At 72.7% G+C, this 13,357-nt stretch carries 13 protein-coding genes; 11 read left to right on the plus strand and 2 right to left on the minus strand.

Annotated features, from left to right (window positions below; translation table 11 throughout):
- Positions 1-212: 212 nt before the first annotated feature.
- The 5 genes from RMN56_RS28105 (at position 213) to RMN56_RS32780 (ending at position 5,144) form a co-directional block, all read left to right on the plus strand.
- Positions 213-1,358 carry an ROK family transcriptional regulator gene (locus tag RMN56_RS28105; RefSeq protein WP_313720694.1) on the plus strand — a complete coding sequence of 382 codons (1,146 nt, stop codon included), beginning with the start codon at positions 213-215 and terminating at the stop codon, positions 1,356-1,358.
- A gap of 12 nt (positions 1,359-1,370) precedes the next feature.
- Positions 1,371-2,840 carry a M81 family metallopeptidase gene (locus RMN56_RS28110; RefSeq protein ID WP_313720696.1) on the plus strand — a complete coding sequence of 490 codons (1,470 nt, stop codon included), beginning with the start codon at positions 1,371-1,373 and terminating at the stop codon, positions 2,838-2,840.
- A gap of 4 nt (positions 2,841-2,844) precedes the next feature.
- Positions 2,845-3,816 carry an ROK family protein gene (locus RMN56_RS28115; RefSeq protein WP_313720698.1) on the plus strand — a complete coding sequence of 324 codons (972 nt, stop codon included), beginning with the start codon at positions 2,845-2,847 and terminating at the stop codon, positions 3,814-3,816.
- Positions 3,813-4,865: a P1 family peptidase gene (locus RMN56_RS28120; protein WP_313720699.1), complete on the plus strand. Its 1,053-nt coding sequence runs from the start codon at positions 3,813-3,815 to the stop codon at positions 4,863-4,865. Before RMN56_RS28115 ends, RMN56_RS28120 begins: the two co-directional genes overlap by 4 nt.
- A 114-nt stretch (positions 4,866-4,979) precedes the next feature.
- Positions 4,980-5,144 (plus strand): DUF6924 domain-containing protein, encoded by a 165-nt coding sequence (locus RMN56_RS32780; protein ID WP_376787241.1) that lies wholly within the window; start codon positions 4,980-4,982, stop codon positions 5,142-5,144.
- 87 nt (positions 5,145-5,231) lie between these two features.
- Here RMN56_RS32780 and RMN56_RS28125 read toward each other — a convergent pair whose 3' ends face one another.
- Positions 5,232-5,906, minus strand: coding sequence for a cytidylate kinase family protein (locus RMN56_RS28125; protein WP_313720701.1), 675 nt, complete (start codon positions 5,904-5,906; stop codon positions 5,232-5,234).
- 144 nt (positions 5,907-6,050) lie between these two features.
- Between RMN56_RS28125 and RMN56_RS28130 the strand changes: the two genes are divergently transcribed.
- From RMN56_RS28130 to RMN56_RS28140, 3 genes are all read left to right on the plus strand, one after another.
- Positions 6,051-6,596, plus strand: coding sequence for a GNAT family N-acetyltransferase (locus RMN56_RS28130; protein ID WP_313720703.1), 546 nt, complete (start codon positions 6,051-6,053; stop codon positions 6,594-6,596).
- Positions 6,597-6,687: 91 nt separating this feature from the next.
- Positions 6,688-7,668, plus strand: coding sequence for an ATP-binding cassette domain-containing protein (locus RMN56_RS28135; protein ID WP_313720705.1), 981 nt, complete (start codon positions 6,688-6,690; stop codon positions 7,666-7,668).
- On the plus strand, positions 7,665-8,492 hold the full coding sequence (locus RMN56_RS28140) for an ABC transporter permease (protein WP_313720707.1): 828 nt from the start codon (positions 7,665-7,667) through the stop codon (positions 8,490-8,492). Before RMN56_RS28135 ends, RMN56_RS28140 begins: the two co-directional genes overlap by 4 nt.
- Positions 8,493-8,494: 2 nt before the next feature.
- Here RMN56_RS28140 and RMN56_RS28145 read toward each other — a convergent pair whose 3' ends face one another.
- On the minus strand, positions 8,495-11,674 hold the full coding sequence (locus RMN56_RS28145) for an ATP-binding protein (RefSeq protein WP_313720709.1): 3,180 nt from the start codon (positions 11,672-11,674) through the stop codon (positions 8,495-8,497).
- Positions 11,675-11,723: 49 nt separating this feature from the next.
- Here RMN56_RS28145 and RMN56_RS28150 point away from each other — a divergent pair, with 49 nt between their 5' ends.
- The 3 genes from RMN56_RS28150 to RMN56_RS28160 all read left to right on the plus strand — a co-directional run bounded on the left by RMN56_RS28150 (position 11,724) and on the right by RMN56_RS28160 (position 13,313).
- Positions 11,724-12,215, plus strand: coding sequence for a DUF6817 domain-containing protein (locus RMN56_RS28150; protein WP_313720711.1), 492 nt, complete (start codon positions 11,724-11,726; stop codon positions 12,213-12,215).
- Between the two features lie 55 nt (positions 12,216-12,270).
- Entirely contained in the window at positions 12,271-12,675 is a 405-nt protein-coding gene (coaD, locus tag RMN56_RS28155) for a pantetheine-phosphate adenylyltransferase (protein ID WP_313720712.1), read from the plus strand.
- A 215-nt stretch (positions 12,676-12,890) separates the two neighbouring features.
- Entirely contained in the window at positions 12,891-13,313 is a 423-nt protein-coding gene (locus RMN56_RS28160; RefSeq protein WP_313720714.1) for a DUF1062 domain-containing protein, read from the plus strand.
- The last annotated feature ends 44 nt before the right edge of the window (positions 13,314-13,357 follow it).

Here is a 13,357-nt window from a genome sequence, read left to right on the forward strand (position 1 = left end):
CTGCTCCTCGACGTTCGACGCGGAGAATGTATCCGGGCCGAAGTGATGAGTCAACGAAACTTACCCTCTTTATTCGGCTACTTCGGCCGGGGTACGATCGAAGTCGGCGAAGCATCGACCGATACTCTTCGCGTGGGCTCCGGCGCGTACCCCGCCGGGCACTGCGACACTGAGGCGGCGCCGGAGGACCGCCCGAACAAGGAGAGGCACCGTTGGAACCATCGATCTCCGCCACGCTGCGCGACCAGACCCTGAGCCTGCTGGCCAGCGGCGCGGTCACCTCGCGCGCCGACCTCATCGAGGCGTTGCAGGTCGCCCCCTCCACCGTGACGAGCGTGGTACGCCGGCTGCTGGAGGAGGGCGTCATCCTCGAGGAGGGGGTGGGCCGGTCCACCGGGGGACGGCGCCCCCGGATCCTGCGACTGCGGGAGACCAAGGGGATCCTCGCTGTGGCCGAACTGGGCGGACGGCACGCCCGGGTGGGGTTGTGCGCGCCCGACGGGGGGCTGCGCACCACCGAGGAGGTGGCCATCGACATCGCGGCCGGCCCGGCGGAGGTGTTCGAGGTCGTCGCGGCGACGGTCGACCGGCTGCAGGCGGCGACCGCGGCCGGCCAGGAGCTGCTCGGGGTCGGGGTGGCCCTGCCGGGTCCGGTCGATTTCCCCGGTGGGCGGCTGATCGGCCCGGCCCGGATGCCCGGCTGGAGCGGCGTCGACGCAAGGGCCCGCCTCGCCGAGCGCTTCTCCGTGCCGGTGGTCGTCGACAACGACGCCAAGGCGGCGGCGATCGGCGAGTACGTCACCCGCCGGGACGAGTTCGGCGACATGATCTACGTCAAGGCCGGCACCGGCATCGGCGGCTGCCTGGTCAGCGGCGGTCAGATCTACCGGGGTGGGCGCAGCCTCAGCGGCGACGTCACCCACGTCCGCGTGGCCGACAGCGGCGAGCGGGAATGCTCCTGTGGCAGCCGGGGCTGCCTGGAGACCGTTGCCAGCGGCGCCGCCCTGGCCCGCCAGCTCGCCGAGCAGGGCTCCCCGGCGACCAGCATCCGGGAGATCGTGGCGGCGGTCAGCGACGCCGACCCGACCGTGGTGACCATGGTGCGCCACGCCGGCCGGCTGCTCGGCGTCGCCCTCTCCGGCCTGGTCAACTTCCTCAACCCCGACGCCGTCGTCATCGGCGGCGCACTGTCCAGTCTCGACGTCTACGTGGCCGCGACCCGCGGGATGCTCTACGAGCGCTGCCTACCGTCCGTGACCCAGTCCCTGACCATCGAAGCCAGCGTCGCGGGCCCGGATGCGGCCCTGGTCGGCCTCGGGCACCTGCTGCGCACGACGACCGACGTACGACCCTCCTGAGGAGCAACACCCGTGCCCCGTCCCCTCCGCGTCGCCATCGGCGGCATCCACATCGAGTCCAGCACGTTCTCGCCGCACCTGAGCACCGCCGACGACTTCGAGGTCACCCGGGGCGACGACCTGCTGGCGCGCTACGACTGGCTCTCCCCCGCCCAGCCCTGGGCCGCCGACGTCGAGTGGATCCCGCTCGTGCACGCCCGGGCCCTGCCCGGCGGCGCGGTGGACGCCGCGACGTACGAGGCCTGGGCCACCGAGCTGGTGGAAAAGCTGGGTGCGGCCGGCCCCCTGGACGGCATGCTGCTGGACATCCACGGCGCGATGACCGTCGTCGGACGCGACGACGCGGAGGGCGACCTCGTCACCGCCATCCGGGCGGTGCTCGGGCCGGAGCCGTTCGTCTCCGCCGCCATGGACCTGCACGGCAACGTCTCACAGGTGCTCTTCGACGCCTGCGACCTGCTCACCTGCTACCGCACCGCCCCGCACGTCGACGTGTGGGAGACCCGTGAGCGCGCCGCCCGGAACCTGGTCGAGGCGCTGCGCCGGCAGCAGCGCCCGCACAAGGCGCTGGTCCACGTGCCGATCCTGCTGCCGGGCGAGATGACCAGCACCCGCGAGGAGCCGGCCCGCGGCCTCTACGCGCGGATCGGTGCGGTCGAAGCCCGCGACGGCGTCATCGACGCGGCGATCTGGATCGGGTTCGCCTGGGCCGACCAGCCCCGCTGCCGGGGCGCGGTCGTCGTCACCGGCACCGACGCCACCGCCACCACCGATGCGGCCCGCGAGCTCGGCGGGCACTTCTGGGCAGCCCGCGACGAGTTCGCCTTCGTCGCACCCACCGGTTCGATGGACGAGTGCCTCGACACCGCCCTGGCCGCGGTCGCCGATCCGGCCCGGCGACCGTTCTTCATCAGCGACTCCGGCGACAACCCGGGCGCCGGCGGCGCCGACGACGTCACCTTCGCCGCGGCACGGATGCTCGCCCGCCCCGAGATCCGTGACGGCTCCCGGCGTGCCGTGTTCGCCTCGCTGGTCGACCCGCAGGCCGTGGCGCAGATCGCCGACCGGCCGCTCGGCTCACCGGTCCGGGTGACCGTCGGCGGGCGGATCGACTCCCGGGACCCGGGGCCGCTTCCGCTGGACGGGATCCTGGAGGCGGTCGCCGACGATCCCGACGGCGGGCGGTGCGTCAGCGTACGGGTCGGCGGGCTCAGCATCCTCGTCACGTCCCGCCGGATGCAGTACCGCCTGCTGGAGTCCTACGCCCGGCTGGGCATCAAGGTCGACGAGATGGATCTCGTCGTGGTGAAGATCGGCTATCTCGAACCCGAACTGTTCGACGCGGCCGGGGACTGGCTGCTCGCCCTGACACCGGGCGGCGTCGACCAGGATCTCGCGCGGCTGCCGTACCGGAACGTGGTGCGACCGGTGTTCCCCCTGGACCGCGACTTCACCGCGGACCTCTCCGTGGTGACCGGGTGATCGCGTGACCCAGCCCGAAGGCCAGAGCGTCCTCGCCGTCGACGTCGGCGGAACGACCATCAAGGGGGCCGTGGTCGGCGAGGACGGCCGGCGCCGGCACACGCTGACCGCGCCCTCGCGCGCGGACGACGACCCGGTCAAGGCCGTCCGGTCCCTGTGCCTCCAGCTGCGCGACGACGCGCTCGATCTCGGCGCCGCACCCGCCGCGATCGGCGTGGTGACGCCCGGCCTCGTCGACGAGACGAACGGCGTGGTGCGGTACGCCGCCAACCTCCGCTTCCGCGACGTGCCGCTCCGCGCGCTCGTCGGGGACGACCTCGGGCTCCCGGTGGCGGTCGGGCACGACGCGCGGGCGGCCGGCGTCGCCGAGGCGGTGGCCGGGGCGGCCCGTGGCCTCGACAACTTCCTGCTGCTGCCGCTGGGCACCGGCATCGCCGCGGCGGTGGTCGTGCACGGCGAGCCGGTGCCCGGCGCGACCGGCTCGGCCGGCGAGGTCGGCCACATGCCGGTGCACCCCGGCGGAGAGCCGTGCAGTTGCGGGCAGCGGGGTTGCCTGGAGGTCTACGCCTCCGCCGGCGGACTGGCCCGCCGCTACGCCCGACTCGGCGGCACCCCGGACTCGGACAGCCGGGCCATCGCCGACGCAGTGGCCACCGACCCGGTCGCCGCCACCGTCTGGAACGACGCCACCCAGGCACTGGGAATCGCCCTGGCCACCCTCACCCTGACCCTCGACCCGGCCCGCATCGTGCTCGGCGGTGGACTGGCCGACGCGGGCGCGCTGTTCTTCGACCCGGTACGCGACGCCCTGCGCGCGGCCCTCGCCTGGCGGACCCCGCCCCCGGTGCTGCGCTCGGCCTTCGGTGCCCAGGCCGCACAGGTCGGCGCCGCCGTCCTGGCCCGGCGGCTCGCCGGCCTGCCCGTTCCCGACGGCTGGGGCGCGCCGGAGCCGGGAGATGAGACCGTCCCCAGGTGAGGAGCACCATGGACCAGCTTCCCCGCCGGGCCCGCGACCTCGGGGTCGTCGTAGGACCGCTGCCCACCGGTCGGCACAACGCGATCACGGATGTCGCGGGGATCCTGGTCGGACACACCACCGTCGACGACGGCGCCGACCTGCACACCGGGGTCACCGCGGTCGTACCGAGCCAGCTCGGCCCCGGACGGTGGACCCTTCCGGCCGCCGTCTACTCCGGCAACGGCTACGGGAAGCTCGTGGGCTCGACCCAGGTAGACGAACTCGGCGTGCTGGAGTCACCGATCGTCCTGACCGGCACGTTGTCGGTGTTCCGGGCTGCGGACGCGCTGCTGGGCTACCTGATGGACCGCCGGCCGGGCGAGCTGTCGTTCAACCCCCTGGTGGGCGAGACCAACGACGGCCACCTCTCGGACATCCGGCGTCGCCCGATCACCGACGAACACGTCCTCGCCGCTCTCACGGGTGCGACCGGCGAACCGCCGGCGGAAGGCTGCGTCGGCGCCGGCACCGGCACCACGGCTCTGGGCTTCAAGGCCGGCATCGGCACCTCGTCCAGGACGGTACCGGTGGCCGGCCGTCCGGCCACGGTCGGCGCCCTGGTCCAGTCCAACTTCGGCGGAGTCCTCACGGCAATCGGGGTCCCGCTGCCGGTCGACGAGCTGATCTCCGACGCCGACCGAACCGAACCACCCGGCAACTCCTGCATGATCGTGGTGGCCACCGACGTGCCCCTGGACGCCCGGCAGCTCGGACGGGTGGCCCGACGGGCGGTCTTCGCGATGGGCCGGGTCGGTGCGTCCTACAGCAACTCCAGCGGCGACTACGCGATCGCGTTCAGCACCGCACCGGACCGGTCGCCCATCCCGGACGGGGAGATCAACCCGGTCTTCGCCGCCGTCCTGGACGCGGTCGAGGAGGCGCTGCTCAACTCGCTCTTCGCCGCCGTCACCACCACCGGGGTGGGTGGTCACACCAGTCACGCCGTTCCGCACCGAGCCGTGATCCGGCGGTTGTCGGCGGCCGGCCGGCTGCCGGCGCCAGGCTGACCCGGGGCGCGCTGGAACGCCGGCCCGGACGCCGCCGTGGTTACGCTGAGGCCATGGCCGACCTGCCGGAGACGTGGTGCGTTCCGGTCGTCCGGGCGGACTTCCGCGACGACGGTGTGTGGGCTCGTCGTCAATCTGAACGATGGGGACGAGACAGCTCCGTTCCGGGCACTGCCACGGCAGGTCCAGGCGATCGAGAACAACCTGTCGATCGCGAACATGGACTTCTTCGAGTTCGCGCGGGCGGCGGGCCCGGACGGCGTCTTTCGAGGCTTCTAGGCTCGGTTGCCGGCCGGCCCGGCGCCGACGCCCGGACGAACTGACCGTGCGCCCGGTCAGCGTCCGCTCGTGTCGCATGGAGTGCGGTCAGTGCGCTCGGGTCTGCCAGACCGGCTGCTGTGGCTCGTCGTTGTGCACGATGATGTCGACGTGATCGGCCGGGCGGACCGTAGCGAAGTAGAGCTGCTGGGAGGGGATGTACCGCTCGCGCCAGCGCCGTTCGATGTCGGCCCGGGATGACACCCGGCGCTCGCGGATCACGGCACGATCCACGGTCTTCTCGAGCGCGGTCGACACGAAGACGCGCAGGTCCCACCGATCAATCAGTTCCGGGCGCATGAGGAAGACGCCGTCGAAGACCAGCACGGCGTCGGCGGGGGCGGTCATGACGGGCGGGGACAGCACGGCATCCGCCGTGCTGTCGTAGACCGCGTGTTGGAACCGTCGATCTCCACCCGGGCCGAGCGGATCGAGCAGAACCCGGTTCAGCGCGTCGTGGTCGTGGGTGTCGAAGTAGCAGCCTTCGGCCGAGTACTCGCCGCGCGGGTAGCGCTGCGCCCGGGGGAAGAGGAAATCGTCGATGGTCGCGCGGATGACGTCGCGGCCCTGTGCGCGCAGGGCGACGGCCAGTTCGTCGGCGAGGGTGGTCTTGCCCGCGGCGGGCGGTCCGTCGATGGCAACCCGCGTCGGATGTGCGAGCGTGACGGACCCGACTGCCTCGGCCAGGCGGCCGACCAACTCGTCGCGGGTGCCGCGGTCCATGTCCTACCCGTCCTGGAAGCGCGCCATGTCGAGCCGACCCTATGCGCGCCCGGCTCCTCGCGCGCGCCGCTGCCCGTGTGAGCGAGCTTGCCGCTCATCGCCCCGTGGTCGCCGTGGGCGCCGAAGAAATGCTACGAAGGGGACGTGCCTGACCTGACAAGCTCCCTTGATGCCACGTCCCTGGAGACTCCGCGGCTGCTGTTGCGCCGCTGGCAGAGCGATGATCTGGACGGGTTCGCGGCGGTGAACGCGCAGCCCGAGGTGATGCGCTACATCCATGACGGCCGCACCCTGGACCGGGCCGCGACCGCGGAGCGCCTGGCCAACTACCAGCGGCACTGGAACGAGCACGGCTTCGGCCTGTACGCGGTGGAGATCAAGGAGACCGGCGAGCTGGCCGGTTTCACCGGACTGGCGGTGCCGACCTTCCTGCCCGAGATCATGCCGGCCGTGGAGATCGGTTGGCGGCTCGGCCGCGCGTACTGGGGCCGGGGCCTGGCCACCGAGGCGGCCCAGGCCGTGGTCGCCCACGCTCGTGCCGAGCTCGGCCTGCGGCGGCTGGTCAGCATCCACGTCGTCGGCAACGAGGCGTCCGCGCGGGTGATGGTCAAGCTGGGCATGTCGCTGGAGCGCGAGACCGTGCAGCCGGACACCGGCCGCCGGGTGCGGGTCTACGCGATGGACCTGTAGAACACCATCGAGGCCCGGCCGATCCGGCCCTCGGTGGTCGTGTCGGTGCCGTGTCAGGGCCGTGTCAGGCGGCCGGCGCACGCTGTCTGGCATGACAGCTGACCTGATGATCGAGGCAGAGGGCCTCGTCAAGAGCTTCGGGAAGACGAGGGCGCTGCAGGGCGTGGACCTCGCGGTGCCCCGGGGGACGGTGCTCGGGGTGCTCGGCCCCAACGGCGCCGGCAAGACCACTGCCGTACGTATCCTCTCCACGCTCCTGACCCCGGACGGCGGCACGGCCCGGATCAGCGGCTTCGACGTCGTCCGCGATGCCGAGCGGGTCCGGCAGAGCATTGGACTCACCGGCCAGTACGCCTCGGTCGACGAGGACCTGACCGGGCGGCAGAACCTGGAGCTGTTCGGCACCCTGCTGGAGCTGGGGCGCGCCGGCTCGCGGCGGCGGGCCGCCGAACTGCTCGACTGGTTCGACCTGACCGCCGCCGCCGACCGGCAGGCCAAGACCTACTCCGGCGGCATGCGGCGGCGGCTGGATCTGGCCGCCAGCCTCGTCGGCTCGCCCGACGTGATCTTCCTGGACGAGCCGACGACCGGGCTCGACCCGGCCAAACGTGAGGACATGTGGGAGGTGGTGCGGTCGCTGGTCACCAACGGCTCGACCGTGCTGCTCACCACGCAGTACCTGGAGGAGGCCGACGCGCTCGCGGACGCCATCACGGTGATCGACCACGGGCGGGTCATCGCGTACGACACACCCGAAGGGCTCAAGCGGGTGGTCGGCGGCCAGACCCTCGAGGTCCGGCCGTCCGATCCCGCACAGCTGTCCCGGACCGCGGCGATCCTGACCGAGGTCGGCTCCGGCGCGCAGGCCGACGAGATCCGCAAGGGCGTGCTCGCGGTGCCGGTCGCCGACGACGCGGCCCTGACCGAGAGCGTCGCGCGGTTCGCCGCCGCCGGCATCGCGGTCACCGAGCTGTCCCTGCACCTGCCGAGCCTCGACGAGGTGTTCTTCACGCTCACCGGGCGTACGGCATCCGACGACGAGACCACCCGCCCCCTGGAGGTCGTGGCATGAGCACCCTGACCGACGCGCCGTCCAGGGCGAGTTCCCCGCTGTCGGCGGTCGCGCCGAAACCACGACCCTTCCGGCTCGCCCGGCACTCGTTGGCGCTCGCCAAGCGCAGCCTCATCAAGACCTGGCGTACGCCCGAGGCGCTCATCGACGTCACGCTGCAGCCGGTGCTGTTCCTCGTCATCTTCGTCTACATCTTCGGCGGTGCGGTCGCCGGATCCACTCACGACTACCTGCAGTTCCTGTTGCCCGGGATCCTGGCGCAGACCATCGCCACCGGCGCCATCGCGATCGGTGTCAACCTCAACACCGACATCGCCAAGGGCATCTTCGACCGGTTCCGCTCGCTGCCGGTCCCCCGCTCCGCGCCGCTGGTCGGCGCGGTCCTGGGCGATGTCGTACGGTATGTGATCGTCACGATCTCGACGCTCGCGATCGGCTACGTGCTCGGTTTCCGGATCGACTCCGACCCGCTCCGGGCGATCGCCGGCTGCCTGCTCGCGGTGCTGTTCGCCCTCTGCCTCAGTTGGCTGCCGGTCCTCGTCGGGATGAAGGTGCGTACCCCGGGCGCCGTGCAGGGCCTGATGTTCGCGCTGATCATGCCGATGAGCTTCGCGTCCAACGTGTTCGTCAGCGCCGACACCCTGCCGGGCTGGATGCAGGCCTTTGTGGACGTCAACCCGATGACCCACCTGGTGGCAGCGGTGCGCGGGCTGTTCCTGGGCACCCCGGTCGGCTCGCACGTGTGGTGGACGCTCGCCTGGTGTGCCGGCTTCGTGGCGGTGTTCATGCCGCTGGCGTTGCGTGCGTACCGCCGGAAGATCTGAGGTCAGCCGAGCAGGTCGTCCATCAGCTCGCGGATCCGGGCGGTGGTCGGGGCGACCGGCCGCTCACGCCACGCGGCCAGCAACGGCTCACGCTGCCCCTCGTCACCGAGGGCGGCGTTGAGCCGTTCGCCGTCGCCGGGTGGGAAGAAGGTCATGTCGTGGGCGCCGATCCGGATCCCGAGCGCGGACAGTTCGCGGGCGGCTCCGACGTCACCCCGGTACGCCGCCAGTTCGGCGCCGCCCACCGCCAACGCCCCGATCACCGGCAGGTCCCTGGAGGACAGCGCCTCGTCGCGGGCGAGCCGCAGCAACGCGGCCGCGTGGGCGTCGGCGGCGTCGCCCGACGCCCGCCGCGCCTCGGCCACCCGCAGATGCAGGACCGCCGCCGCGACCCGGAGGACGACCCGCGGCTGCGGCGGTGGCCCGGCCCACCCGGCCAGGGTCCGGGTCACCCCGTCGACGTGGGCGAGTACGTCGTCGTAGCGCTGGCGCTGCCAGGCGAGGTGAGCCAGCCCGAGGCGCGCCTGCGCGACGTCCACCTGCTCGGCCTGGCCCGCGGTCGCCGTCTCGTCCAGCCGCCGCTCCGCTTCCGGGTCGCCGGCCAGGGCACGTTGCACGTCCAGCCGCACCCGGATCGAGCGGGCGTCCTGCGTCGCGCCGACCAGCTCCATGTGGTGCACGCTGCGCGCCAGCCAGTCGGCCGAGCGAGGGTCCCCGCCCGGGATGAAGAACTGACCGACGGCGCCCGCGGCCATCGCCATGCCCCAGTGGTCACCGGCGATCTCGAACCGGCGGTACGCCTGCTCGGCGTCGGCGATCGACGCCTCCGGCATGCCGCCGTTCTCCCGGATGGCGGCGCGGGCGAACAGGCCGAGCCCCTGCACGTACGGGTCCGGGTGCGCGATCATCTCGGCCGCGCCCTTCATGCTCCCGTGCAGGTCGGACGCGTCGAACACGGGGATCGCCGACGCGAGCACGGTCTGCCGGGCCGACACCTCGGCGGGCCGCTCGGCGAGGAGCGTCCGCAGCGCCCGTCGGGCCAGCACGGCGAGCCGGAGCTCACTGCCGATGCCGGCGTTGACGCCGATCAGCAGGCAGGTCCAGGCGAGCCGGTCGGCGTCGGGCAGCGGCCGGCCGGCGGCCCGGCCGCGCAGGATCGCCGATGCTCGCCGTCGGTCCGGGTCCTCGACGTGCAGCAGACCCCGCGCCCAGCCGGTGACCTCGAGGTGCCGGCCGCGCACGGACCAGAGGTGGAACAACGCGGTGGCGATGTCGATCGTGGCCGGTTCGTCGTCGAGCCCGACCGCCCAGCGCAGGCCCGCGACCAGGTTGTCCTGCTCGGCGGCGCAGCGGGCGAGCGCCTCGATCTGGCCGGGCCCGATGAACCGGTCGGCGAGCACGACGGCCTGCTCCCGGGCCCAACCGACCAGGCCCGCCATGGCCCGATCGCGGTCGCCGGCCGCGCCGAGGCGGGCTTCGCCGTACTCGCGGACGGTCTCGAGCATCCGGTAGCGGGGCGGGCCGTCTCCCTCGACAAGGGCCAGCAGGGACTGTTCGACGAGCGTCGCGAGGCCGCGCCGAACGTCGGGGGTCTGCGCGACCGCGGCGGCGAGGTCCGCGGTGAACGGCGCGGGGATGACCGCGACCCGCTGGAGCAGCGCGCGGTCGTCGGGTGCGAGCAGTTCCCGACTCCAGTCGACCATCGCCCACAGGCTCGCGTGCCGATCCGGCAGGCCCCGCAGCGCGTCATCGAGGAGTGCGAACCGGTCGGTCAGCCCGGCCAGTACATCGCCGATCGGCATGTGGCGCAGTCGAGCGGCGGCGAGTTCGAGCGCCAGCGGCAGGTTGTCGAGCCGGTGACACAGCGCGAGCGCTCGTGCGGTGTCCCAGGTCGCCACCGCGCCGCCGGCCCGCGCCCGGGATTCGAGCAGCCCGAGCGCGTCGGCGTCCGGCAACGCCGTCAACCGGTGGACCCGCTCACCGGCCAGGCCCAACGGGGCCCGGCTCGTCGCGAGCACCGTGACCTCCGGCGAGGTCACCGCGACCAGGTCCGCGACGACGGTGGCCACCGCGTCGAGAACGTGCTCGCAGTTGTCCAGCACCACGAGGCCGTCGAGGTCCGGCGCTGCGGCGCGTAGCCGCTCCTCGGGGGTGAGGACCCTCCGTTCGAGGCCCAGGTTGCCTCCGGTCGTCGAGGTGTCCCCTCCGCCGAGCGCCGCGAGCACCGTGGGCAGCACCTCGTCGGGTGCGCGCAGACCGGCGAGTTCGATCACGCGGACCGTCTGCCCGGCCGCCGCTGCGCGGCGCGCCACCTCGGCGGCCAGCCGGGTCTTGCCGGCGCCGCCGGTGGCCACGATCGTCACGAGTGCCGCCTCGGTGAGCGCTTCGCTCACCGTCTCGACGTCCCGCTCCCGACCGACGAGGGCGGTGACCGGGCGGCGCCAGGCGGCGGGCAGGGCGATCCGCGCCTGCTGCCGGGGCGGCGCCGCGACAGCCGGGGTGGCGAGTTCGCCGCGCAGCAGCGCCAGGTGGACCTGTGTGATGACGGATGACGGGTCGGTGCCGTACCGGTCGGCCAGTTCGGCACGGAGCCCGTCGATCACCTCCAGCGCCTCGGCGTCCCGGCCCTGGGCGGCGAGCACGCGCACGAGCAGGGCGGCCGACGGCTCGTCCGGGGGCGTCCGTGCGACGAGCCGGCGCAGGTCGGCCTCGTCGAACGGCCCCGCGCCGGCGAGTGCCGCCTCCGCGCGGAGCGCGGTGACGTCCGCGAACAGGCGCGTCTCCTCGGCGGTGACGAGCTCGGGGACCTCGGGGAACAGGGCCCGGGCCTGGTCGGCCGAGCCGCGGGTGGCCGGGAGGTCACCGGTCCGGAGTGCGGCACGTCCCCGCTCGACGAGCGCCCGCGCCTCGACGGCGTCAACGGTGATCCCCTCCAGGGGCAGGCGGTATCCCCCTGGACCCGCGACCACCGGCAGCCCGAGCCGGCGTACCCGGGACACGAGCGCCTGGACGGCGCCGGTCGCGTCGTCGGGCGGCGTGCCGTCCCACACGGCGTCCACCAGCAGCGCGGTGGAGACCGCCCGCCCACGCGCGCAGACGAGCACGCGGATCACCGTCGCGAGCCGGTCACCCCGGACCGGCCGGCCGTCGACGGCGAGCGGGCCGAGGATCGTGATCTGCACGGACCCAGCATCCCCCACCGCTGCGGCGGGCCGCGGATGACCCGGTCCGATGATCGGGGCCGGCGGCAGAGAGCCCGCTCCCTGTGACATGTTGCTCTGTCGAGTCAGCGAACGACTCGCCGCGCTCGGCTGCGGCAGTGACGTGCAAGCCGCCGGCCTCACCCACGCCGTCTACGGCACCGACGGGTTCGACCTCGCCCTGCTCGATCGGGCCGATCGTGCGGTGCTCCGGGATCTCGTTGGCGCCGACGCCGAGGAGCTCGTCTATCTGTGTGGCGCCTGCGACCGTGAACGCAGCTGGCGGAAGCTGGCACAGACCGGCCAGGTGTTCGACCGCTTCGTCGGTCAGGTGAGAACGCTGGACGCGGCTCAACTCCGGTCGCTCACGGACCTGAGCATCGTCAACGAACTGGACGTCATCGAGCACGATCCTGCGGTAGCGGACCGGCACAGCATCTACCTCCGGGAACTGTTCGCCTCCTGGGCCCCACTGGCCTCCGAGCAGGTCATCCGCGATGCGCAGCGGGTCTTGCGGCCGTGACACCCGAACCGTCGGCAGGGCCACGGTCGACAGCACGCACCCCGGTCGCGTACGTGTGCGAGCCGTCTACCCCGGCACCTTCGATCCCTTCACCCCCGGGCATCTGAATGTGGTGGAACGGGCACCCGACCTCTTCGACGAAGTGGTCGTGCTCGTCGCGGTCAACAGCAGCAAGCGTCCGGGCACCGACGAAGAGGCGCGGGCGGCCGCCGTTCGGGCGATCCTGCCGGTCGAGTGGACCTCCGTCACCGTTGCGGCCTGGAATGGGTTGACCTCCGCCTACTGCCGTCAGCATGACGTGGGGGTGATCGTCCGCGGGGTGCGTAACACCACGGACCTTCAGGCCGAGTACCAGCTCGCCGCGATGAACCAGTCGCTGGGTGTTCCCACGGTATTTCTGCCTGCGCAGCCCGAACTGGCCGCGGTGTCGTCGACAGCGGTGCGCACGCCGCGGTACTGACCTTCGTCCCCGCCCGGCACCAAGACAAATGGATGGCCTCGCCAACCCATCCCGCCCTACCGTGTCACTGGGTCTTCTTCTCCGACCCACTCACGAGAGGACTTCACCCCGCGTGACACCGCCTGCTCTGTAGACCTGACACCTTCCCCTGCATCGGTCGCCGACGTCGCCGTCGGCTCTTTTCCCATGCCCTCCGTCAGGTCTTCAGAGAGATCATGTCTACGCGTCCTCATATCCTGCTGTCCTGGACCCTTCGGCGCGCGCGCCGTCCCCTGCTCCCGTTCCCCTGCGTCCACTGCCACTCCGGCCTCGCCGGCGCCGGCGGCGGCCAGTTCCGCGTCAATGCCAACGGCACATTCCTCGACACCTGGTTCCTGGTCGCCTGCGCTTCCTGCGATCGCATCAGCACACTCACCGTTCACGATCGCTCGCCGCGTCACGATCGGCATTCGGCTGAACCGCGGAACTCGCATGGATTTCTCGTGCGCCCGGCCATGAGCCGCCGCCACGGACCTGAGCCCGGGCGAGAGGCACGCTGGCCCAGCCCCGGACCGCACCATGCGGCGATCCGGGCGCGGTCGCTCATGACCGGGCGCGAACTCTGGTCGAGGCCGGCCCGGTCCCGGCGGCGAGGGTGAACGCCTGATACGCACATCGGGACGTGCCCACGAGGAGGCGGCTC

Origin of the sequence: Micromonospora halotolerans (assembly GCF_032108445.1) — a bacterium.
GTDB classification, from domain to species: domain Bacteria; phylum Actinomycetota; class Actinomycetes; order Mycobacteriales; family Micromonosporaceae; genus Micromonospora; species Micromonospora halotolerans.